The sequence below is a fragment of the Bradyrhizobium sp. P5_C12 genome (genome assembly GCF_054049735.1).
In genome coordinates this window covers 93203-115249 of sequence record NZ_JBFULU010000019.1, presented here as the reverse complement: position 1 = coordinate 115249, position 22047 = coordinate 93203, and the positions used below count along the sequence as shown (strand labels likewise).

General features: G+C 65.4%; 25 protein-coding genes. 17 read left to right on the top strand and 8 right to left on the bottom strand.

Annotated features, from left to right (window positions below; all coding sequences use genetic code 11):
• Positions 1 to 8 precede the first annotated feature (8 nt).
• Entirely contained in the window at positions 9 to 1331 is a 1323-nt protein-coding gene (locus ACXJMY_RS18955) for a DoxX-like family protein (RefSeq protein WP_456620858.1), read from the top strand.
• Positions 1328 to 1735 (top strand): thiol-disulfide oxidoreductase DCC family protein, encoded by a 408-nt coding sequence (locus tag ACXJMY_RS18950; protein ID WP_456620857.1) that lies wholly within the window; start codon positions 1328 to 1330, stop codon positions 1733 to 1735. The genes ACXJMY_RS18955 and ACXJMY_RS18950 overlap by 4 nt, the downstream gene beginning before the upstream one ends.
• Before the next feature lie 179 nt (positions 1736 to 1914).
• Here the strand turns inward: ACXJMY_RS18950 and ACXJMY_RS18945 are convergent, their stop codons facing one another.
• From ACXJMY_RS18945 to ftsY, 3 genes are all read right to left on the bottom strand, one after another.
• Positions 1915 to 3162, bottom strand: coding sequence for a flavin monoamine oxidase family protein (locus tag ACXJMY_RS18945; protein WP_456620856.1), 1248 nt, complete (start codon positions 3160 to 3162; stop codon positions 1915 to 1917).
• Positions 3163 to 3237: 75 nt separating this feature from the next.
• The gene (locus ACXJMY_RS18940; RefSeq protein WP_456620855.1) at positions 3238 to 3840 is read right to left on the bottom strand and encodes a septation protein A; all 603 of its coding nucleotides are present in this window, start codon (positions 3838 to 3840) and stop codon (positions 3238 to 3240) included.
• 3 nt (positions 3841 to 3843) lie between these two features.
• The gene (ftsY, locus tag ACXJMY_RS18935) at positions 3844 to 4791 is read right to left on the bottom strand and encodes a signal recognition particle-docking protein FtsY (RefSeq protein WP_456620854.1); all 948 of its coding nucleotides are present in this window, start codon (positions 4789 to 4791) and stop codon (positions 3844 to 3846) included.
• A 60-nt stretch (positions 4792 to 4851) separates the two neighbouring features.
• Here ftsY and ACXJMY_RS18930 point away from each other — a divergent pair, with 60 nt between their 5' ends.
• Positions 4852 to 5553: an RluA family pseudouridine synthase gene (locus tag ACXJMY_RS18930; RefSeq protein ID WP_456620853.1), complete on the top strand. Its 702-nt coding sequence runs from the start codon at positions 4852 to 4854 to the stop codon at positions 5551 to 5553.
• A gap of 274 nt (positions 5554 to 5827) precedes the next feature.
• The gene (locus ACXJMY_RS18925) at positions 5828 to 6937 is read left to right on the top strand and encodes a DUF2336 domain-containing protein (protein WP_456620852.1); all 1110 of its coding nucleotides are present in this window, start codon (positions 5828 to 5830) and stop codon (positions 6935 to 6937) included.
• Between the two features lie 204 nt (positions 6938 to 7141).
• On the opposite strand, the gene mtaB is transcribed toward ACXJMY_RS18925, so the two are convergent.
• The gene (mtaB, locus tag ACXJMY_RS18920) at positions 7142 to 8395 is read right to left on the bottom strand and encodes a tRNA (N(6)-L-threonylcarbamoyladenosine(37)-C(2))-methylthiotransferase MtaB (protein WP_456620851.1); all 1254 of its coding nucleotides are present in this window, start codon (positions 8393 to 8395) and stop codon (positions 7142 to 7144) included.
• On the bottom strand, positions 8395 to 9270 hold the full coding sequence (gene dapF, locus ACXJMY_RS18915; protein ID WP_456620850.1) for a diaminopimelate epimerase: 876 nt from the start codon (positions 9268 to 9270) through the stop codon (positions 8395 to 8397). The genes mtaB and dapF overlap by 1 nt, the downstream gene beginning before the upstream one ends.
• A 207-nt stretch (positions 9271 to 9477) precedes the next feature.
• On the opposite strand from dapF, the gene ACXJMY_RS18910 reads away from it, so the two are divergent.
• Together ACXJMY_RS18910 and ACXJMY_RS18905 are read left to right on the top strand one after the other, a co-directional pair.
• Positions 9478 to 10206 carry a GyrI-like domain-containing protein gene (locus ACXJMY_RS18910; RefSeq protein ID WP_456620849.1) on the top strand — a complete coding sequence of 243 codons (729 nt, stop codon included), beginning with the start codon at positions 9478 to 9480 and terminating at the stop codon, positions 10204 to 10206.
• Positions 10207 to 10211: 5 nt separating this feature from the next.
• The gene (locus tag ACXJMY_RS18905) at positions 10212 to 10913 is read left to right on the top strand and encodes an SIMPL domain-containing protein (RefSeq protein ID WP_456620848.1); all 702 of its coding nucleotides are present in this window, start codon (positions 10212 to 10214) and stop codon (positions 10911 to 10913) included.
• A gap of 181 nt (positions 10914 to 11094) precedes the next feature.
• On the opposite strand, the gene ACXJMY_RS18900 is transcribed toward ACXJMY_RS18905, so the two are convergent.
• Positions 11095 to 12159 carry an MBL fold metallo-hydrolase gene (locus ACXJMY_RS18900; RefSeq protein ID WP_456620847.1) on the bottom strand — a complete coding sequence of 355 codons (1065 nt, stop codon included), beginning with the start codon at positions 12157 to 12159 and terminating at the stop codon, positions 11095 to 11097.
• A gap of 450 nt (positions 12160 to 12609) precedes the next feature.
• On the opposite strand from ACXJMY_RS18900, the gene ffh reads away from it, so the two are divergent.
• The 7 genes from ffh (at position 12610) to ACXJMY_RS18865 (ending at position 18532) form a co-directional block, all read left to right on the top strand.
• Positions 12610 to 14157 (top strand): signal recognition particle protein, encoded by a 1548-nt coding sequence (ffh, locus tag ACXJMY_RS18895; protein ID WP_456620846.1) that lies wholly within the window; start codon positions 12610 to 12612, stop codon positions 14155 to 14157.
• Between the two features lie 85 nt (positions 14158 to 14242).
• Positions 14243 to 14575 (top strand): 30S ribosomal protein S16, encoded by a 333-nt coding sequence (gene rpsP, locus ACXJMY_RS18890; protein ID WP_456620845.1) that lies wholly within the window; start codon positions 14243 to 14245, stop codon positions 14573 to 14575.
• A gap of 9 nt (positions 14576 to 14584) precedes the next feature.
• Positions 14585 to 15142, top strand: coding sequence for a ribosome maturation factor RimM (rimM, locus tag ACXJMY_RS18885; RefSeq protein ID WP_456620844.1), 558 nt, complete (start codon positions 14585 to 14587; stop codon positions 15140 to 15142).
• Positions 15143 to 15250: 108 nt separating this feature from the next.
• Positions 15251 to 16006 carry a tRNA (guanosine(37)-N1)-methyltransferase TrmD gene (gene trmD / locus ACXJMY_RS18880; protein WP_456620843.1) on the top strand — a complete coding sequence of 252 codons (756 nt, stop codon included), beginning with the start codon at positions 15251 to 15253 and terminating at the stop codon, positions 16004 to 16006.
• Positions 16007 to 16115: 109 nt separating this feature from the next.
• On the top strand, positions 16116 to 16496 hold the full coding sequence (gene rplS / locus ACXJMY_RS18875) for a 50S ribosomal protein L19 (protein WP_456620842.1): 381 nt from the start codon (positions 16116 to 16118) through the stop codon (positions 16494 to 16496).
• Between the two features lie 325 nt (positions 16497 to 16821).
• Complete coding sequence (gene leuC / locus ACXJMY_RS18870; RefSeq protein ID WP_456620841.1) at positions 16822 to 18228, top strand: 3-isopropylmalate dehydratase large subunit; 1407 nt, start codon at positions 16822 to 16824, stop codon at positions 18226 to 18228.
• Positions 18229 to 18322: 94 nt separating this feature from the next.
• On the top strand, positions 18323 to 18532 hold the full coding sequence (locus tag ACXJMY_RS18865; RefSeq protein WP_456620840.1) for a hypothetical protein: 210 nt from the start codon (positions 18323 to 18325) through the stop codon (positions 18530 to 18532).
• A 97-nt stretch (positions 18533 to 18629) separates the two neighbouring features.
• Here the strand turns inward: ACXJMY_RS18865 and ACXJMY_RS18860 are convergent, their stop codons facing one another.
• Positions 18630 to 19193, bottom strand: a complete 564-nt coding sequence (locus ACXJMY_RS18860; RefSeq protein WP_456620839.1) for a hypothetical protein — start codon at positions 19191 to 19193, stop codon at positions 18630 to 18632.
• A gap of 187 nt (positions 19194 to 19380) precedes the next feature.
• On the opposite strand from ACXJMY_RS18860, the gene ACXJMY_RS18855 reads away from it, so the two are divergent.
• Both ACXJMY_RS18855 and ACXJMY_RS18850 read left to right on the top strand, forming a co-directional pair.
• The gene (locus ACXJMY_RS18855; protein ID WP_456620838.1) at positions 19381 to 19680 is read left to right on the top strand and encodes a DUF1330 domain-containing protein; all 300 of its coding nucleotides are present in this window, start codon (positions 19381 to 19383) and stop codon (positions 19678 to 19680) included.
• A 561-nt stretch (positions 19681 to 20241) separates the two neighbouring features.
• Entirely contained in the window at positions 20242 to 20451 is a 210-nt protein-coding gene (locus ACXJMY_RS18850) for a hypothetical protein (protein ID WP_456620837.1), read from the top strand.
• 7 nt (positions 20452 to 20458) lie between these two features.
• Here the strand turns inward: ACXJMY_RS18850 and ACXJMY_RS18845 are convergent, their stop codons facing one another.
• Entirely contained in the window at positions 20459 to 20737 is a 279-nt protein-coding gene (locus tag ACXJMY_RS18845; protein ID WP_456620880.1) for a hypothetical protein, read from the bottom strand.
• Positions 20738 to 20898: 161 nt separating this feature from the next.
• On the opposite strand from ACXJMY_RS18845, the gene ACXJMY_RS18840 reads away from it, so the two are divergent.
• Together ACXJMY_RS18840 and leuD are read left to right on the top strand one after the other, a co-directional pair.
• Positions 20899 to 21297: a metallopeptidase family protein gene (locus ACXJMY_RS18840; RefSeq protein WP_456620836.1), complete on the top strand. Its 399-nt coding sequence runs from the start codon at positions 20899 to 20901 to the stop codon at positions 21295 to 21297.
• Positions 21298 to 21378: 81 nt separating this feature from the next.
• Positions 21379 to 21984, top strand: coding sequence for a 3-isopropylmalate dehydratase small subunit (gene leuD, locus ACXJMY_RS18835; RefSeq protein ID WP_456620835.1), 606 nt, complete (start codon positions 21379 to 21381; stop codon positions 21982 to 21984).
• Positions 21985 to 22047 lie beyond the last annotated feature (63 nt).

The window sequence follows — 22047 nt, the reverse complement described above, 5'->3', positions numbered from 1 at the left end:
GGGGAGTGATGAATCAGCGCACCATTCTCGTGCTCGGCGCTTCCGGCCTGATCGGCCGCTTCGTCACCGACGATTTGCGCCTGCGCGGCTTTCGCGTGGTCGGGCTCGCGCGCAGCCTGTCGCCGGCGCAGAAGATGAGCGCGCTGGACATCGAGTTGCCGATCCTCGCCCTCGATGTGGCCGCGCTGACGCGTTTGCTGAGCGAGCATGCCGTCGATGTCATCGTGAACTGTCTCGGTGTGCTTCAGGACGGTCCGGGCAGCGACACCAGCGCCGTGCATCGCGATTTTGTCGCGCGCCTGCTTGAGGCGATCGGCGACAGCGGCCGCGCGATCCGGCTGGTACACATCTCGATTCCCGGAATCGCGGAGGCCGATCGCACCGCCTTCGCGACGACCAAGCGCGAGGCCGAGCGGCTGATCGCGGCCTCCGGCATTCCCCATGCCATCCTGCGGCCCGGCTTCGTGGTGGCGCCGTCCGCCTATGGCGGCAGCGCCATGCTGCGCGCGCTCGCCGCCTTTCCGCTCGACCTGCCGACTGCGGAGATGGCGACGCCATTCCAGCCCGTCGCCGTCGCGGATATCGCCGTCACCATCGCCTGGCTCGCCGCGCGCGATGTCGATGATGCGTCCGCGCAGGCCGTGAGCTGGGATCTGATGCAATCCGAACCGGCCACGATGGCCGGCGTCGTCAAGCAGTTTCGTGTCGCGTTCGGCACGGCCGGCTGGCCGCACGTCGCAATGCCTTCGCTTGCGCTCGATCTCGGTGCGAAAATCGGCGACCTCGCCAATTATCTCGGCTGGATGCCGCCGATGCGCTCGACGGCCATCGTCGAGCTGCGCCGTGGCGTCACCGGTGATCCCTCAGCGTGGATCGCTGCCACGGGCATTGCGCCGAAGACGCTGGCTGAGACGATCGGGCGCCACCCCGCCACCATCCAGGACAAATGGTTCGCGCGGCTGTTCCTGGTCAAGGCGCTGATCTTCGCCAGCCTGGTCGTGTTCTGGCTCGTCTCCGGATTCATCGCGCTGTTCGTCTCCTATCGCGCGGCCGCCGGCATTTTGACCGCGCACGGTTTTCCGCCGGCGCTGGTCGATCCCATCACGATCGGCACCAGCCTGATGGACATGAGCATCGGCGTGCTGATTGCCTTCCGCCGCACCGCGGCGATCGGGCTGGTCGTGGGCATCGTCGCCTCGCTCGGCTACATGGTGGGTGCTGCGATCCTCACGCCCGACCTCTGGATCGAGCCGCTCGGCGCGCTGGTGAAGACGGGACCGGCGATCGTGCTGATGCTGGTCGCGCTCCTGATGCTGGATAATCGCTCATGAACAAATGGCCGGACGACGACGTGATCCTGTTCGACGGCGTCTGCATCTTCTGCTCGCGCTGGGTCCGCTTCGTGGCGCAGCGCGACACGGCGAGGCGGTTTCGCTTCACGCCGATCCAGTCGGACTACGGGACGAAACTCGCGCGGACATTCGGCATCGATCCCGATGATCCCGACACCAATGCGGTGGTCCATGGCGGCGAGGTGTTCATGAAATCCGACGCTGCGCTGACCGTGCTGTCGCAATTGCCGGGATGGGGATGGACGCGCGCATTGTTCGCCGTACCAAAACCGCTGCGGAATGCGGTGTACAGCCTCATTGCTCGCAACCGCTATCGCATCTTTGGGAAATACGAGGCGTGCTTTGTGCCGGATGCCGATCTACGGGCGCGGGTGATTGAGTAACGCGACGGCGGCCCCACGAATTCGGTGTCGTCCCGGCGTAGGCCGGGACCCATAACCACAGGCCGTAGTTTGGCGAAGACTGGAAGTGAGGGGATCAATCCGCGGTACGAGCACCGCGGTTCATCGGGAAATCACGCGGTATGGGTCCCGGCCTTCGCCGGGACGACGTTGGAGATAGACTAACGCTCTCCAATCGCAGCCAACACTTCCTTCGCCGCCCGCTCGCCGCTGTCCCTTGCCCCATGCGCCGTCGTGAAGAAGTTCGGCGACGTCGCTTCTCCCGCGAAGAACAGGCGTCCATCGACCGGCGCCGCCAGCACGGCGCGGTCGCCGGCATGGCCGGGCAATGCGTGCGAATAGGAACCTCTGGCGAATGGATCGTGCGCCCAGCGCGACTCGCAGAGCGGCTTCAGCTTGCGGCGGATGTCGTTGCCGAGAAAGCCTGCGATCTCGTCGATGCTTTGCGCGGCGAAGGCGCCATCGCCGGCGTCTTCCAGCTCGCGTGCAAAGCTGCCGCCGAAAAAACCTTCGATGCAGGGCTGACCGAACGGGCGGATGTGGTAGGTGCCCATCGCGGTGCGCATGGTGGCGCCGCGCAAATTGCCTTCCTTCGGGAAGGCCTCCGCATCGTCGAGCGCCAGCGTCACCTTGTCGTCGACGCCGAGCGGCAGGCCGGCCGCGGCATCCACCTTGGCCGGGAGCGGCGGCGAGAAGCGAATCGCCTCATCGGCGATTAAATTGGTCGGCACCGTGACGATGACCTTGTCCGCGGTCAGCGTGCCCTGCGATGTGTCGAGGCGGATGCGCTTTCCGGAATGATCGATCAGCGTGACGTTGCAGTTCAGCGCGACCGGGCAGCTCGCGCCATAGGCTGCGACCAGCGCGCCGTAGCCGCGGCGGATGCGCCAGTTGAGGTTGCTGTCCTCATAGGCATCCCAGTCGAGCGTCGACATGTCCTTCAGTTCGCAGCCATTGATGTAGGTCGAGACCGCGTCGATCATGGGATTCCAGCGATTGCCGGGCTCGAGGCTCCAGCTCGCAGGTTCGTCCTTGCCCTTTTGCGCGGCCTGCCAAAGACGCTGATAGAACGCGTCCATCGCGCGCATGAAATCGTCACGCTCGGCTTGTGGAAAGGCGGTGCCGAAGGCGCGCTCGCGCCAGGGCGGCAGGTCCTTGTTGACCTCGAAATCGAGCTGCCGCGCGATCGAAACGAAGGAGTTTTTGTCCGCCGAGTGCAGCCAGCCGCAGCCGACGTCGAAGGTCACTTCGGGCGAGGCCTGCACGGTCCAGGCCCGGCCGCCGATGCGATTGCGCGCCTCCAGCACGATCGCCGAGAGGCCGGAGCCGTGCAGCGCGTGCGCCGCGCCGAGGCCCGCGGCACCGGCGCCGATAATTGCGACGTCGACGGAGGAGGGAAGGGAGCTCATGGGCGGGCTCTAGCATGTTCGCCGGAGCGGCAGAAGATGCCCAACCGCTAGGCCGTTATCACCCTCGGGAAAGCGCTACCGCTTCCTCACATCCCCCGCCTCGGCCTCGCTCGCCTCCAGCGATACCGGCTCAAGATGATAACGCTTGGTCAGCGGCATCTGCGCGATGGCAAAGATCATGGTCAGCGGGGTTACGCCGAACACCTTGAAGTTCACCCAGAAATCCGTGCTCTGGGTACGCCAGACGATCTCGTTCAGCACCGCCATGCCCGCGAAGAACAGCGCCCACCGCAAGGTGAGAATGCGCCAGCCCTGCGGCGTCAGGTTGAACATCTGGTCGAACATCACGGCGATGAAGGAGCGGCCGAACAGCAGCCCGCCGCCGAGGATCGCGGCGAACAGGCCGTAGATGATGGTCGGCTTGACCTTGATGAAAGTCTCGTCGTGCAGCACCAGGGTCAGCGTGCCGAACACCAGCACAATCACGCCGGTGACGATCGCCATGATCGGGATGTGGCGCGTCACCACATAGGAGGCGATCATCGCCGCGACGATCGCGACCATGAAGGCGCCGGTCGCGGCGAACAAATTGAACTTCGCATTCACGAAGAAGAACACGAGCAGCGGACCGAGCTCGGTCGCGAGCTTGAACAACGGATGCGGCTGGGTCTTGTCCATTCCTTAGCTTTCGATTCCGGCAATGGCGCGGGCGAAATCGCGCGCGGTGAACGGCGCGAGATCGTCGACGCCTTCGCCGACGCCGATGAAGTGCACCGGCAGTTTGAATTTTTCAGCGAGCGCCACCAGGATGCCGCCGCGTGCCGTGCCGTCGAGCTTCGTCATCACGAGGCCGGTGACGCCGGCGGTGCGGTGGAACGCCTCGACCTGCGACAGCGCGTTCTGGCCGACGGTGGCGTCCAGCACAAGCAGCACCGCGTGCGGCGCGGTGTCGTCCACCTTGCGGATGACGCGCACGACCTTTTCGAGCTCGTTCATCAGCACGGCTTTATTCTGGAGGCGCCCGGCGGTGTCGATCAGGAGCACGTCGATGGTCTGCTCCTTCGCCGCGGTCAGCGCGTTGAAGGCGAGGCTCGCCGAATCCGAGCCCTGCGCACCGGCGATGACCGGCGTCTTGGTGCGCTCGCCCCACACCTTGAGCTGCTCGATCGCGGCTGCGCGAAACGTGTCGCCGGCGGCCAGCATCACCTTGCGGCCCTCGGACGCAAACTTCTGCGAGAGCTTGCCGATGGTCGTGGTCTTGCCGGAGCCGTTGACGCCGACCACGAGGATCACGAAGGGCTTCTTGCCCGCCTCGATCTCGAGCGGTTTTGCTACCGGCGACAGTACCTTCTCGACCTCGGTCGCGACGACGTCCTTGACCTCGTCCGCCGAGATCGCCTTGTCATAGCGTCCCGTTCCCACGGCCTCGGCGATCCGGACCGCAACCTGGGTGCCGAGGTCGGCGCGCAGCAGCACATCCTCGATGTCGTCGAGCATGGCGCGGTCGAGCTTGCGCTTGGTGACGAGGTCGGCGACCGCGGTCCCGAGCGAGGACGAGGTGCGCTTCAGCCCGTTGGACAGGCGGCGCCACCAGCTCAGCTTGGGGGGGTCTGACGTGGTATCGTTCATGATGGCGGTGTGTTAGCCGTTCCGGCCCGTAAACGAAAGTCTTGACCGAAAGTCCTGCAATTGCTCGATGTTCCCGAATTGACCGCCGACGAAATTCTGGCGCGCGTGCTCCATCGCGACGGGCTGATGCTGGTCATCGACAAGCCGGCGGGCCTGCCGGTGCATCGCGGCCCCAAGGGCGGCGCCAATCTTGAAGCCTCGTTCGACGCCCTCCGTTTCGGCCTGCCGCGGCCGCCGGTGCTGGCCCACCGGCTCGACAAGGACACCTCGGGCTGCCTCGTGCTCGGCCGCCACCGCAAGGCCACCGCCTCGCTCGGCCTGCTGTTCAAGCATGGCAAGATCGGCAAGACCTACTGGACCGTGGTCGAGGGCGGTCCTGCCGAGGACGAAGGCACCATCGACATGCCGCTCGGCCGGCTCAATGCCGAGCGCGGCTGGTGGCAGAAGCCGGACTCCGAGGGCCAGAAGGCTGTCACCAACTGGAAAGTGATGGGCCGGAGCGAAGGCCTGACCTGGCTTGCCATGGAACCGGTCACCGGCCGGACCCATCAATTGCGGGTGCATTCGGCCGCAACGGGCTGGCCGATCTTTGGCGATAACATTTACGGCAACGGCCCCCGCTTCGGCGAGCCGCGGCTGCATCTGCATTCCCGCGAGATCGTGGTGCCGATCTCCCGGAACAAGGAGCCGGTCCGCGTGGTGGCGCCGGCCCCACCCCATATGCATGAGCGGCTCCGCGCCTGCGGGTGGAATGGGGAATAGGCGGCGCCGTCGTTCACCTCTCCCGCTTGCGGGAGAGGTCGCGCCGAAGGCGCGGGTGAGGGCTCTCTCCTCTTGGGGGTTCTCGATTGCTGAGACACCCTCTCCCCAGCCCTCTCCCGCAAGCGGGAGAGGGAGCGCAGCTCCTCCGCGGCGGCATCTCGCTGAAGCTACCGCATTCCGAGCCATGGTTTACGAAACGTTCAGTGCTCGCCTCTAATGATAACGGCTGCTTAGAACAAGCTTCCGTCAATCCGCTCAGGACGAGCCGCGCGTCATGTCCAAGGCCGAGCTATCGATCATCGACGAAGTCGAATCCGCGATTCGGCTCGGCTCGGCGGAAAAGGGCCTGGAAACGGTCCGGCGCGTCACCGACCTGTTCCTGTCCTCCGCCGGCAGTTTTGACGACGAGCAGATCGCGCTGTTCGACGACGTGCTCGAGAGATTGATCGGCACCATCGAGCTGCGCGCCATCGCCGACATGGGCGCGCGCATCGCGCTGGCCGAAATCAGTGCGCAACTCGCGCCGATCGCACAGGCACCGCCGTCGGTGATCCGCCGCCTCGCCAACAATGACGAGATCCGCATCGCCGGTCCCGTGCTCCAGGAATCCGCGCGCCTCGACGACGGCGATCTGATGCAGATCGCGGCGAGCAAGGGCGAGTCGCATCTGCTCGCAGTCGCCGGCCGCTGGTGGCTGAAGGAGATTGTCACCGACGCATTGTTGGCGCGGCGCTATCCCAGTGTCAGCCGGCGGCTTGCCGCCAATCCCGGGGCGCGCGTCTCGGGAGGCGGATTTGCCGTCATCGTCGGACAGGCCGAGTCCGATCCCGAGCTTGCCGTGAGTATCGGCGTCCGCGTCGACCTGCCGTCGGAGCTGCGCCGCCAATTGCTGCGCTCGGCCACGGATGCCGTTCGCACGCGGCTCTTGTCACGCGCGCCGCCGCATCTGTTCGAGGAGATCCAGAGCGCGATCGCAGCCGTCACCGTCGGCGTCGAGCGCGAGATGTCGGGCGTCCGCGACTTCGAAGGCGCCAAGCGCGCCATCGCAAATCTCAAGGCCTCAGGCCAGCTCAGCGAAGCGACGCTGCTCGGTTTCGCCACGCAGCGGCGCTACGAAGAAACCGTCGCGGCCCTGGCCGCGCTGTCCGGATCGACCGTCGAGGTCATTCGCCCGCTGATGCAGAGCCTGCGCGACGACGGCCTGCTGGTGCCTTGCAAGGCCGCACAGCTCAGCTGGGAAACCACCGCCGCCGTGCTGGAAAGCCGCTACGCCACCGGCGCGATGAAGCCCGCCGACCTCGCCAAGGCGCAAGGCCATTTCGTCCGCATGACCCCGGAGAACGCGCGGCGGACGCTGCGGTTCTGGCAGGTCAGGGCGTTGTAGGGGCGCGTTCTAGTACGGCGCATCCACACTCCCAGTGTCGTCCCGGCCTGGTGCGCAATTGCGCACGGGGGGCCGGGACCCATAACCACAGGGAGAAGTTTAGCGAAGATTAGTCGTTCGGTACGCGGACCACCCGCAATCGATGGATCACGCGGTATGGGTCCCGGCCTTCGCCGGGACGACATTGAGGGAGCAGCGACCGAGTCACATCATCAGTCGCTCGCCATCGCTGCCCGCGATCCTGATCGGCATCACGCTCCCGACGCGCGCGCCCGCAACCGCCACCGGCAGATAATGCTCCGTGCGCCCCTGCGACTCGCTCTCGATCAGCGCCTCGCGTGTTGCGCCCATTTCGGCTTGCAGCCGCCGCCGCAACGCCGCTTCGCCAGCCGCACGCAGCCGCCTCGCCCGTTCCTTGATCACGCCGCCCGCCACCTGCGGCATGCGCGCGGCGGGTGTGCCGGGGCGCGGCGAATAGGGGAAGACGTGCAGGAAGGTGAGGCCGCACTCTTCGACCAGATCCAGCGAGCGCGAGAACATCTCCTCCGTTTCGGTCGGGAATCCCGCGATGATGTCGGCGCCGAACGCGATGTCCGGGCGCAGGCGCCGCACCTGGTCGCAGAACGCGATCGCATCGCTGCGCGAATGCCGCCGCTTCATGCGCTTCAAGATCATGTCGTCGCCGGATTGCAGCGACAGGTGCAGATGCGGCATCAGCCGCGCATCGTCGGCGATGGCATCGAGCAGATCGGAATCTGCCTCGATCGAATCGATCGAGGAGATGCGCAGCCGCTTCAGCTCCGGGACGTGTCGGAGGATCTGCTTCGTCAGCATGCCGAGTCTTGGTGCACCCGGAAGATCGGCGCCATAGCTCGTGAGATCGACGCCGGTGAGTACGATCTCGGCATGGCCGCGCGCGGCCAGTGCTCGCACCTGCTCGACAACGGCGCCCATCGGCACCGAGCGCGAATTGCCGCGGCCGAACGGAATGATGCAGAAGGTGCAGCGATGGTCGCAGCCGTTTTGCACCTGCACGAACACGCGCGGCAGGCCGCTCGCAAAGCCGTCGATGAGATGCGGCGCCATCTCCTTCACGGCCATGATGTCGCTGACGGCGATCTTGTCACTGGCGCCGATGTCGAATGCGTCGCGCGCCTCGCGCCAGGCATCGCTGCGCATCTTGTCGTCATTGCCGACGACGCGGTCGACCTCCGCCATATCGGCGAACATCCGGCTTTGCGTCTGCGCCGCGCAGCCGGTGACGACGATGCGCGCCTGCGGACGCTCGCGCTTCAATTTGCGGATCGACTGCCGTGCCTGCGCCACCGCCTCGTTGGTGACGGCACAGCTGTTGATGACAATGGTATCGGACAGCCCCGCGCCTTCGGCCTCGCGACGGATCACTTCGGCCTCGAAGGCATTGAGGCGGCAGCCGAAGGTGACGACCTCGACGCCCATTACCCGACCGGCGCGAACAGCGCCGGATCGAACGCGCCCTCATATTCGAAGGTCGCCGTGCCCGTCATCAGCACGTGGTCGTCGCGCTCGCGCCATTCGATGCCGAGCTTGCCGCCGGGCAGCGTGATCTCGACATTGCGCTCCGTGCGCTTCAGGCGCGCCGCGGCGACCGCCGTCGCGCAGGCCGCCGAGCCGCACGCCCTGGTCAGGCCCGCGCCGCGTTCCCAGGTGCGGATCGTGATGTGCTCGCGGTCGACGATCTGGGCGAGCGTGATGTTGGCGCGCTCGGGAAAGATCGGGTGGTTCTCGAGCAGCGGACCGAAGCGCTCGAGATCGTAGGCGTTGACGTCGTCGACCCAGAAGATCGCGTGCGGATTGCCCATGCTCACCACCGAGGGTGAATGCAGGATCGGATTGTCGATCGGCCCGATCTGCAATTCGATGTAGCGGGTGTCGCGAAATTCTTCCGCCAGCGGAATGTCCTGCCAGCCGAACTTCGGCGCGCCCATGTCGACGGTGTAGAGATCCGGCGCCGGGCCCTGCCAGGCATTGAGCAGGCCCGCGGCCGTCTCGAACGTCGCGGTGGCCTGTCCGGTCTTCTCAAAGATGCGCCGCACCACGCAGCGCATGCCGTTGCCGCAGGCGCCGGCCTCCGAGCCGTCATTGTTGTAGATGCGGATGAAGGCTTCGGTGCCGTCGAGCCGCGGCTTCTGCAGCACCATGAGCTGGTCGTAGGGCACGCCGCCCTCGGCGGACGCGACGGCGCGGGCATCGTCCGGCGTGACCGGCGCGGCGGAATCGCGCATGTCGACAACGACGATCTCGTTGCCGATGCCGTTCATCTTGGCAAATGCGTGGTTGGCCAGCGCGCTCATGAAATTTCCCGAATTTCGCCTGCCTTATATGGCGATCCTTGGCGGCTTGACCAGTGATTTGCTGTGAGAGCCATGACGCATCTGTCATGGGACGAATTCGGCGCTCGCGTGTTAGAACGGCACAGTTCGCGCAATCCGGGGACGCGCGGCCGGGTTAAGGCCTTGGTGGGTTAAGGCCTTGGTACGTAAGGTTTTGGGGAGAATAGAATGAATCGCTTTTGTCGTCTCGCTGTGGCCGCGCTGATCCCGGCAGCGGCCCTGTCGCTTGGCGCTTCCGGCACTTGGGCACAAACCCCGAGCCCGGCGCCGGCTGTCTCGGCCAGTCCCTCGCCGGCGCCCTCGGCATCGCCCGCCCCGGCCGCGAGCGCCTCGCCCGCGCCTGTGGCAACGCCCTCGCCGGCGGCCAGCGCCTCACCCTCGCCCGGCCCGGTGCCGCCGCCCGCCGCGGCCGTCACCCCGGCCCCGGTGCAGACCGCCGATCCCTTTGGCCTGGAGACCGCGCTCGAGCCGAAGAAGGTCGTGATGGTCAAGGGCACCGCCAACTGGGACTCGGCCTTCGACACGCTGATCGACGCCTTCAAGGTGCTGAACACGCTCTTGGACAAGCAGGGCATCAAGCACGCCGGCAATTCCATGATCGTCTACACCTCGACGGACGACACCGGCTTCACCTTCCTCGCCGAGATCCCGGTCGAGCAGGACCCGAAAAACCTGGCCAAGGACATGAGCATCGGCAAATCGCCGGAGGGCAAGGCGCTGAAATTCGTCCATCGCGGCTCGTACGACAACATGGACAACACCTATGAGGCGATCACCAATCACCTCGACGACAAGAAGCTGGAAGCCAAGGACACGTTCATCGAGGAATACCTCACCGATCCCCTGAAGACGGCCGAGGACAAGCTCGTGATCAACGTCTATGTGCCGCTGAAGTGAGAATGATGAAGAAGCCTGTTGCCCTCGCCGCATTTGTCGCCGCCACGCTTTTGGCTACGCCCGCGCTCGCCGACGATTTTCCAGCCGCCATTTCGGTCAGCGGAGAAGCGACCGTATCCGCAGCGCCCGATCTCGCGCAGATCGACGCCGGTGTCGCCAATGACGCCAAGACGGCCAAAGAAGCCTCCGATGCCAACAACGCGGCGATGGGCAAGGTGCTGCTGGCGCTGAAGGGCGCCGGGATCGCGGAGAAGGACTACCAGACCTCGCGGCTGTCGCTGCAGCCGCAATACGGCCAGAACAAAACCACCGGCGCCTCGCCCGTGGTCGGCTTCCGCGCCTCCAATCGTGTCTCCGTGAAGATTCGCGACGTGACCAAGGTGGCCGGCATCATCGACATACTGGTCAGCGCCGGCGCCAACGATATCGGCAACATCTCCTTCGAGGTGACGCAGGCCTCAAAGCTGCTTGACGACGCCCGCGAGCAGGCGGTCGCCGATGCCCGCCGCAAGGCCGAGATCTACGCCAGGGCCACCGGCGTCACGCTGGGTGCACCGCTGAGCGTTTCCGAGGGCGGCGGTCCGGTGCCGCTGTTCAAGTCGAGGATGGCAACGGCGCCGATGGCCGCGCCAGCCGCCGTTGCGCCGGGCGAGGAAACGCTGTCGGTGACGGTGAATGTGAGCTGGGCAATCAAGCAGGGGCAGTAGGAGGCACACTGCCGCAACACCAATGGTGTCGTCCCGGCGAAGGCCGGGACCCATACCGCGTGATCTTTCGGTAGGCGCAGGTCGCGGTACCGCGGGTAGACTGAAAACGACGAGTCTTCGTCAAACGTCTTCCTGTGGTTATGGATCCCGGCCTTCGCCGGGACGACAGCGGAGAATGACGCTAAATCTCCACCACCTGCCCCGGCTGCATCGCCACGAACCGCTCCTGCGGAATCTTCGCCGCATCGAGCGCCTCGACCAGCGCTTTCGCCGGCGCATCGATCGCCTCATCCGTCAGCTGAAACGTGCCGTGATGATGCCCGAGCGCTTCCTGCGCGCCGCAATCGGCGAGCGCCTTCACCGCATCCTCCGGATTCATGTGCTGGTCGCGCATGAACCAGCGCGGCTCGTAGGCGCCGATCGGGAGGATCGCCAGACGCAGCGGCCCGTGCTTCTCGGCGACGCGGCGAAAATGCCCGCCGTCGCCATAGCCGGAATCGCAGACGACATAGATTTTTCCGGCCGGCGTCTCCAGGACAAAACTCGCCCACAGCGCCTTGTTGCGGTCGAACATGCCGCGTGCCGACCAGTGCCGGGTCGGCACCAGCGTCACGGCCACACCGCCACCGAGCTCGACACGATCATGCCAGTCGAAGGCTTCCACCTTGATGGTGGAATCGGCGCTGCGCATCGTTACGTCGTTGCCGAGCGGGGTCACCACGCGCGGCGCAAAATTCTTGGAAAGCCGCGACAGCGTCGCGATGTCGAGATGATCATAGTGCCCGTGGGAAACCAGCACGACGTCGATCTTCGGCAGCTTCTCGAACGCGATGCCGGGATCGTTGTGCCGCTTCGGTCCGGCGAAGCTGACAGGCGAGACCCGCATCGACCAGACGGGATCGACCATGATGTTGAGGCCGCCGGTCTGGATCAGCCAGCTGGCGTGGCCGACGAAGGAGAGCCGTACCTTGTCGCCGTCGACGCGGGCCGGCGGCGTATCGGCATGGGGGCTCGGCGCCCAATCCGGCCAGTCCGCGCGCTGCCCCCGGCCACCCAATTGCCAACGCAGCACCTCGCCGAGCGATCGTGGCGGCGCCCCGTCGGGATCGAAGAAGGTCAGGCCGTCGAAATGGTCGGACACGGGGCCGTCATAGGTTTTCATGCGGGACATCCAAAGGGAGGGCACGCCGACCAGCGCAGCGCCACCGGCAAGCAGTCCGAAAACGCGGCGGCGGGTGATCGGCACGGGCGGGCTTCAGGGATGGTCGACGCGGTAAGACATCACCGCCTATATGGGCGGTGCCGCCGGAAAAGGAACCCATGGTCGAAAGCCTCATGTTTTCAATGGCTTGCATTGCAGAAGCCATCTCCGGGCGCTAACTTTCCTTGACTTTCTTGCCTGAGCGGCGTTTAACCCGCGCACTTTCTCGGAAAGGCTTTCTTTTCGACCCGCCGACTGGTCCTGCGAGGCCAGAGGCTAACGCCCGACAGCGCTATGCGCCCTCGGGCGTAAAGGTGTTTGGAAGATCGCTTGCCCAAGTAAGTGGTCATCCCCCGCGAAGGCGGGGGATCCAGTATTCCAGAGGCAGCTCGGTTTGAGCCGAGGCGCCGCGGCGTACTGGCTGCCCCGGTCAAGCCGGGGCATGACAGTGGTGAATGCGGCAACCCTGCGCGAGCGGGACAAGGGACAACGGCATTGTTCGACAATCTGTCGGAACGGCTTGGTGGCATTCTCGATCGTCTGACGGGGCGCGGTGCGCTGACCGAAAAGGACGTCGACGCCGCGATGCGCGAGGTGCGCCGCGCGCTGCTGGAAGCCGACGTCGCGCTCGAAGTGGTCCGCAGCTTCACCGAGCGCGTCCGCGAGCAGGCGATCGGCGCCACCGTCGTCAAGTCGGTGACGCCCGGCCAGATGGTGGTCAAGATCGTCCATGACGAGCTGATCAATACGCTCGGCGCCGAAAGCCAGACCATCGACGTAAATTCCGTGCCGCCGGTGCCGATCATGATGGTCGGCCTGCAAGGCTCCGGTAAAACCACCACCACCGCCAAGCTCGCCCGCCGCCTGGTCCAGCGCGACAAGCGCAAGGTGCTGATGGCCTCGCTCGACGTCTATCGCCCGGCGGCGATGGAGCAGCTGGCAGTGCTCGGCCGCGATCTCGACATTCCGACCCTGCCGATCGTGGCGGGACAGCAGCCGCCACAGATTGCCAAGCGCGCGCTGGAGGCCGGCAAGCTCGGCGGCTACGACATCGTGCTGCTCGACACCGCCGGCCGCACCACGCTCGATGAAGAGATGATGGCGGAGGCAGCCGCGATCAAAGCTGCCGCCAATCCGCATGAAGTGCTGCTGGTCGCCGATAGCCTCACCGGCCAGGACGCCGTCAACCTCGCCCGCGCCTTCGACGAGCGCGTCGGCCTCACCGGCATCGTGCTGACCCGCGTGGACGGCGACGGCCGCGGCGGCGCCGCGCTGTCGATGCGTGCGGTCACCGGCAAGCCGATCAAGCTGATCGGCACCGGTGAAAAGACCGACGCGCTGGAGGATTTCCATCCCGACCGTATCGCCGGCCGCATCCTCGGCATGGGCGACGTGGTCTCGCTGGTCGAGCGGGCTGCCGCCAACATCGACGCCGAAAAGGCCGCGCGCACCGCCGAGCGCATGCGCAAGGGCCAGTTCGACCTCAACGACATGCGCGAGCAGCTGTTGCAGATGGCGAACATGGGCGGCATCAGCGGCCTGATGGGCATGATGCCCGGCATCGCCAAGATGAAGAACCAGATCGCGGCCGCCGGCATCGACGACAAGATCTTGAAGCGCCAGGTCGCGGTGATCGATTCGATGACGCGCGACGAGCGGCGTCATCCCGATCTGCTCAAGGCCAGCCGCAAGAAGCGCATCGCCGCCGGAAGCGGCCAGAGCGTCGAGCAGGTCAACAAGCTGCTCAAGATGCACCGGAACATGGCCGACGTGATGAAGGCCATGGGCTCGGGCAAGCGCGGTCCGCTCGCCGGCATCGCGCAGGCGATGGGCTTTGGCGGCGGCATGAAGCCGCCTTCGCCGGAAGAGATGAAGGCCTTGCAGGAGAAGATGCAGGGTGGCGGCGGCCAGGGCCTGCCCAGCCTGCCGAAGGATCTGCCCCCAGGTCTGCGCACCGGTCTGCCGAACGTTCCTGGCCTGACCGGGTTGAGCGGCAAGCCGATGCTGCCGGGCCTCGGCGGGTTTCCAGGCAAGAAGAAATGAGGAATTCGTCGTGCGGGATCGCAAGCGTCCCGCGCAACGCGGAATACCAATCAACCGAACAAAACGTACTTTGAAGGAGAACTAGATGTCCGTCGTTATCCGCCTCGCCCGCGCAGGCACCAAGAAGCGCCCCGTCTATCACGTCGTCGTCGCCGATTCGCGCTTCCCCCGCGATGGCCGCTTCATCGAGCGCCTCGGCCATTTCAACCCGCTGCTGCCGAAGGACAACGAGACCCGGCTCAAGCTCGACATGGACAAGGTGAAGGCCTGGCTCGCCAAGGGCGCGCAGCCGTCGGACCGCGTGATGCGCTTCCTCGATGCCGCCGGCGTCAAGAAGCGCGAAGCGCGCAGCAACCCGCAGAAGGCCGTGCCGCGCAAGGAGCGCAAGGCGCAGGCCGAAGCCGCCGCCAAGGGCTAAGGCTAATTCATGTCGGCGCTGATCTGCGTCGCGCGGATCGGCGCCGCGCATGGTGTGCGCGGCGCGGTCAAATTGTGGACCTTCACCGAGGATCCACTTGCCGTGCGGCGTTATGGGCCGCTTCTCGCCAAGGACGGCAAGCGCCAGTTCGAGGTAGCAACGGCGCGCGAGGCCAAGGATCATCTGGTCGCGACGTTCAAGGGCGTCACGACCCGCGATGAGGCCGAACGCCTCAACGGCATCGAGCTCTATGTCGCGCGCGAAAAGCTGCCCGCGATCGACGCGGACGAATATTACCACGCCGACCTGATCGGGCTCGCCGCCGTCACCATCGATGGCGACGCGCTCGGCCGCGTGCTCGCGATCCATAATTTCGGCGCCGGCGACATCATCGAGATCGCGCCGCCCAAAGGCACGTCGCTGCTGCTGCCGTTCTCCAATGCGGTGGTGCCGGAGGTCGACATCGCCGGCGGACGCGTCGTGATCGCGCTGCCGCAGGAGATCGAAGGCGAGGACAGGAACGGCGACCCCTTCGCGGGTCGTCCCGGCGAAGGCCGGGACCCATAACCACAGGGTGTGGTTTTTGGCTAAGCTGGTAGCTCCAGCCATCGCAAAACTGCCTGCGGTGGTTATGGGTCCCGGCCTTCGCCGGGACGACGGATTTCATAGGGCGCAATGACCAACCCCTCACCCTGGCGCGCGACGGTGCTGACGCTGTTTCCGGAGATGTTTCCGGGGCCGCTCGGCGTGAGCCTGGCCGGGCGGGCGCTGGCGTCCGGGCTGTGGGAGCTCGAGGCACGGGACATCCGGGCCTCCGCGACCGACCGCCACCGCAGCGTTGACGACACCCCGGCCGGCGGCGGCCCGGGCATGGTGCTCCGGGCGGACATCCTGGCGGCAGCGATCGACGCGGCTGAGGCCGGGCCGGACCGGCCCCGTCTGCTGATGAGCCCCCGGGGTCGGCCATTGACCCAGGCACGCGTCCTGGAGCTCGCCGAGGGCGCCGGACCCCTGATCGTCTGCGGACGCTTCGAGGGGGTGGACCAGCGGGTAATCGACGGACGGGCCCTCGAAGAGGTCTCGATCGGCGATTACGTGCTCTCGGGAGGCGAAATCGCGGCGCTGGCGCTGATTGACGCCTGCGTCCGGCTGCTGCCGGGGGTCATGGGCAAGGAGGCTTCCGGAACCGAGGAAAGCTTCTCGGATGGGCTGCTGGAATACCCCCAATACACCCGCCCGCAGCTGTTCGAGGGTATTCCGATCCCGGAGATCCTGACCTCCGGCGACCATGCCAAGGTCGCGGCCTGGCGGCGGGCGGAATCCGAGGCCCTGACGGCGGCCCGGCGACCGGATTTGTGGTCTCAGGTCCCGAGCAAAGCCCCGAATCGGCCCGGTCGCCAAAAAACGCCAAAAACCAAGACAGACGGGTGACAAACGCTCCGGCTTGCCTTATAGCAGCGGCCAAATCCGCAATGGCTGGATAGACGAATTTCGCGCAGCCCCCGTTTCCAAGGCTGGGCGCGCTGATGGAGATTTACCCATGAACCTGATCAAGCAGCTCGAACAAGAGCAATTCGACAAGCTGTCCGCCGGCAAGAACATCCCGGAATTCGGTCCCGGCGATACCGTGATCGTCAACGTGAAGGTCATCGAAGGCGACCGCACCCGCGTGCAGGCCTATGAAGGCGTCTGCATCGGCCGTTCCGGCGGTGGCCTCAACGAGAGCTTCACCGTGCGCAAGATTTCGTATGGCGAGGGCGTCGAGCGCGTGTTCCCGCTGATGTCGCCGATGATCGACTCGATCAAGGTGGTGCGCCGCGGCAAGGTGCGTCGCGCCAAGCTCTACTATCTCCGCAATCTCCGCGGCAAGTCGGCCCGCATCGTCGAGAAGCAGGACCGCGCCACCGCCGTCAACGAGTAAGCTCCGCCATCAGGCGAGTTTCGAAGAGCGCGGGGCGAAACCCCGCGCTTTTTTGTTGCCTCAGCCGTGCGCGTCAAAGGCCTCGCGCTTCTGAACTGGCCTGCTATATATTCCTGGAATGGTTCCAGATCAGACCAGCATGCAGCCCATCGAGCGCGTCGTCATCGACGATCGCTCGCGGCTGCCTGGCCGGTTCTTCGGACGCTTCGCGACCTCGGCAACGTCAGAGCTTAGTCCCGCAGCTTAAACGCTGCGCTGAAGACGACTTCGTTGCCCCGCGCGTGACCGCGCATACCGCTGACACACATTCCCGGAGCTGACGCTCATGTCCAAGCCGACCACATTGTACGACAAGATCTGGAACGACCATCTGGTGCACGAAGCCGATGACGGCACCTGCCTGCTGTATATCGATCGCCATCTGGTGCACGAGGTGACCTCGCCGCAGGCGTTCGAAGGCCTGCGCGCCACCGGCCGCAAGGTCCACGCGCCGGAAAAGACCCTCGCCGTCGTCGACCACAACGTGCCGACCACCGACCGCACCAAGCCGAACCCCGACCCTGAAAGCATCGAGCAGATCAAGGCGCTGGCCGAGAACGCCAAGGAATTCGGCATCGAATATTACGACGAGTTCGACAAGCGCCAGGGCGTCGTCCATGTCATCGGCCCCGAGCAGGGCTTTACGCTGCCCGGCACCACCATCGTCTGCGGTGACAGCCACACCTCGACCCATGGTGCGTTCGGCGCGCTCGCGCACGGCATCGGCACCTCCGAAGTCGAGCACGTGCTGGCGACGCAGACGCTGATCCAGAAGAAGGCGAAGAACATGCGCGTCACCGTCGACGGCAAATTGCCGGACGGCGTGACGGGCAAGGACATCATCCTGGCCATCATCGGCGAGATCGGCACCGCCGGCGGCACCGGCTACGTGCTGGAGTATGCCGGCGATGCGATCAGCGCGCTCAGCATGGAAGGCCGCATGACGGTCTGCAACATGTCGATCGAGGGCGGCGCGCGCGCCGGCCTGGTTGCGCCCGACCAGAAGGCGTTCGACTTCCTGCGCGGCCGTCCCAAGGCACCCAAGGGCGCCGACTGGGATGCGGCCATGCGCTACTGGGAGAAGCTGCGCTCCGACGACGGCGCGCATTTCGACCACGAGCTGCGGCTGGATGCGGCAAAGCTGCCGCCGATCGTGACCTGGGGCACCTCGCCTGAGGACGTCATCTCGGTGACCGGCATCGTGCCCGATCCGGACAAGATCGCGGACGAGGCCAAGCGTCTCTCCAAGCACCGCGCCTTGAAATATATGGGCCTGACCGCGGGCACCAAGATCACCGACATCAAGCTCGACCGCATCTTCATCGGCTCCTGCACCAATGGCCGCATCGAGGATCTGCGCGCCGCCGCCAAGATCGCGGAGGGCAAGCAGGTCTCGGCCCACGTCAATGCCATGGTGGTGCCGGGCTCCGGCCTCGTGAAGGAGCAGGCCGAAGCCGAAGGTCTGGACAAGATCTTCATCAAGGCCGGCTTCGAATGGCGCGAGCCGGGCTGCTCGATGTGCCTCGCCATGAACCCGGACAAGCTGAAGCCGGAAGAGCGCTGCGCCTCGACCTCGAACCGCAACTTCGAGGGCCGCCAGGGTTTCAAGGGCCGCACCCATCTGGTGTCGCCGGCGATGGCGGCGGCCGCCGCGATCGCGGGCCATTTCGTCGACGTCCGGGAGTGGCGCTAAGCCGCTCCCTGCAATTTGAGCTAAAGCGGCAAACGGCCGTTAATCGGCAGCGCCGACATTGTGTCCTCGCGACGGTTTCGCGAGGACACGCCTCATGACCAACAAGCCCGAATATGTCGACCTGATCGGCGAGGCGACACGCCAGCACCGGCGTCGCCCTGCGCCGCTGCGCATCGTCGCCAAGCCCGAGGTCGAGGAGACCTCGCGCCTCAGCCGCTGGCCGCCGGCGATGTTCAAGCAGTGGAAGCTGGAGAACCTCACACGCTGGAAGTCGGCGTCGTGGAAATTGAAGGATTGGCTGTAGCTAAGACGTCATTCCGGGATGGCGCGCAAGCGCCAGACCCGGAATCTCGAGATTCCGGGTTCTCGCTTTGCGAGCCCCGGAATGACGCAGGCTCGCGCTACCAATAGCGGTACGGATAGTGCCAGCGATGCCAGCGGCAGATGCGGCGCGGGCCGTAATAGGTCCAGATGATCCGGCAGCGGCGCGGATAGTGGTAATAGGGATAGTAGCCGCCGTAATAATAGCGCCGGTGGAAGTGGCGATAGCCGTAATGGGGACGATAGGCCCCGTAGCGATGAAATCCGCCATAGCGATGCAAGCCGCCGTAGCGATAACCGCCGCCGTGAAAGGCCGGCGCGGCACGGAAACCACCGCCGTGAAAACCACCGCCGCGGAAGCCGCCGAAATGTCCTCCACCACCATGGAAACCGCCGCCGCCGCGAAAACCGCCACCGCCGTGGAAGCCGCCACCATGTCCGCCATGCCCACCACCGCCGCCGCCATGGCGAACCTGCGTGATCATGTCGTCGGCCGCAGTCTTCGCCGCCGGCAACGGCGCCGGATTGATCGGAGTCAACGCCTCGGCACGACGCGCAGTCCCCGCCGACAGCATCAGCGTTGTGACGGCCGCAAGCCCGAGCAAGCGTAACGGGCTTGTCCCAACACCCAAAATCCTCAGCATGGAATTCTCCCTGAACCCGGACAGCGGCATTGCGGCGCAGCGTCTCGCGCCACCGGTGTTCATTCGGCTGTTCATTTGCGGTCGCGCCCAAGATTAAAATTAGGGATAGCGACGTGAACGCCTCATGAATGAACGAGTTTCCGGCAACGCGCTCCGGCGCAGTGCCGCGACGGGAGGAATTCTTGCCATGACTGTCTACGCGATCGCGCAATTGAAGATGACGGACCGCGCGGCGTATGACCGCTATCAGGCACGCTTCTTCGATGTGTTCAGGAAGTACAACGGACGGCTGCTGGCGGCCGACGAACATCCGCGTGTGCTCGAAGGCGCATGGCCCTATGACAAACTTGTCATGATGTCGTTTCCCGACGAAGCCGCGTTTCTCGCCTTCTCCAACTCACCCGACTACGAGGACATCTCGCGCGATCGCAAGGCAGGCGCGCAGGCGACCGTGCTGCTGGTGAAGGGATTTGCGCCTACCGGCTAGCGCCTCACCACCACGGTCCGAAACCGAGCACGAAGGGGGCGGGCACACCGTAGGGATAGGGACGGTAGTAGACGGGCCGCGCGTAGTAGCGCGGATCATGGGGCGCAGAATGCCGCGCAATGTCGTGGTGTCGCGCGTGTCGTCGCGCATCAAAAACTGCGATCCCCGCCGAGGCATCCGGCTTCGTCGTCCTCTGCATCGCGGAAGCGCGAGGCATACCGGCGGCGAGCCCAACGAGAACGGCCAATGCAATCCATCGCGTCATGACGACCTCCGCGCCTTGAGCATGCGGGCTTCACCAGGCCGTCTGCAAGTTAAAACAGGCCCGGCGGTGATGACGATGCCCGCGCCAATGATGACGGCGCCAATGGTGTTACGACACAAGGATTAGGGCCGAGCTCTGGAGCCTTGAGACTGAATAGGCTATGGATGAACGCGCTCCCGACGCGTGCAGAGCGCACGCAACAAGTTCCTGAGTCTCGGCGCAACATTTCAGGCGCCACCAAAACCGGCCGTCAGCGACGAACGTATCTTCTGGTCGAGCGAATGCAGGAGATGGTCATGCCGAATTCCAGCGGATTGCGGATATCTCGCCTCGCGATCGCAGCGAGCCTTGCGCTCGGCGCGGGCACGGCGCTTGCCGCGCAGGGGCCAGGCGTCGAGGCCGGTGCGGCGAGCCCGTTCACACAATTGGTGATGGCGATCCTGGTTTATGGCGCGTCCGCAGCGATCGTCGGCGCCGGACTGCTCGGCGCGCTGCGCGGGCAGTAAGTCTGCCTCAGCCCCGGCGCCAGTAGCAGCTCATACGCGGCACGATCACTGTGCCGCTCGGCCGGTATTCCTGCACATAGGTCGCGTTGCACACGCGGACCGCATCGGGACCCGGATAGTAGCGCGGATAGACGCCGTCCGGGCTGTAATAGGGGGTGACGCGCAAGCGCGCCTGGGGCCGCTTGCGCGGCGGCGGGCCGTCGGGCGGGGCGGCCTGGGCCAACCGGACGTCGGGACCGGCCGTCTGGGCTTCGGCGCTACCGCAAAATGGCGAAAACAACCCCATGCCAAGTAGAACCAGTACCGCTGTTCCCGCCCGCATCGCACCACCCACCTGAAACGTCCCCATCGAGGTGCCGTACGCTCCCCGTTTTGGCGGCGCCCGTCAACCTCGCCGCGCTTATAAAGCGGGATGCATCGCCGGGGAACCCGCGCTAAGGAGAGAGCATGTGGACGGAATTGAAAGCGCCCTCGCTGGCCGAGATGGAAGCGACGGCACACGGGATCTTCGAGCGCCTGCCCGCGCAATTTCGCAAGCTCTGCGAGGGCGTGATCATCCGCGTCGACGACTTCCCGACCGAGGAGGTGCTCGACGAGATGGAATGCGAGAGCGAGTTCGACCTGCTCGGCCTGTTCCAGGGCGTCGGCCTGCCGCAGCAGAGCTTTGGCGACGTGGCGCGGCTGCCCAACATGGTCTGGCTCTACCGCCGGCCGATCCTGGACTATTGGGCCGAGCACGAGGAAAGCCTCGGCCATATCGTCCGCCACGTCCTGATCCATGAGATCGGCCACCATTTCGGCCTCTCGGACGACGATATGGCGGCGATTGAGGCTCAGGCAGACTAGATCTGCCGAATTCGGCCTAGGATTCGGGCCCCGATCGCGATAAATACGCTTTCCCCTGAACCCACCCCGGGAAGCGCAACCATGGACAAGTTCACTACGCTGGAGGGCGTCGCGGCGCCGCTGAAGATCATCAATGTCGACACCGACATGATCATTCCGAAGCAGTACCTCAAGACCATCAAGCGCACCGGCCTTGGCAAGGGGCTCTTCTCCGAGCAGCGCTACAAGGACGACGGCAGCGAGAACCCGGATTTCGTCCTCAACCAGCCGGCCTATCGCAATTCGAAGGTGCTGGTCGCCGGTGACAATTTCGGCTGCGGCTCGAGCCGCGAGCACGCGCCCTGGGCGCTGCTCGATTTCGGCATCCGCTGCGTGATCTCGACCTCGTTCGGCGACATCTTCTACAACAACTGCTTCAAGAACGGCATTCTGCCGATCCGCGTTGCCCAGGAAGACCTCGACAAGCTGTTCGACGACGCCGAGCGCGGCGCCAATGCGACGCTGACGATCGACCTGCCGAACCAGGAGATCCGCGGTCCCGACGGCGGCAAGGTCAAGTTCGAGATCGATCCGTTCCGCAAGCACTGCCTGATCAACGGCCTCGACGACATCGGTCTCACGATGGAGAAGAAGTCGTCCATCGACACCTATGAGGAGAAGCTCAAGCGCGAACGCGCCTGGGCCTGATCTCGATATCCGGTTCAAGCCCCGGTGCTGATAGCGCCGGGGCTTTTTCTTTGCCCTGATTAT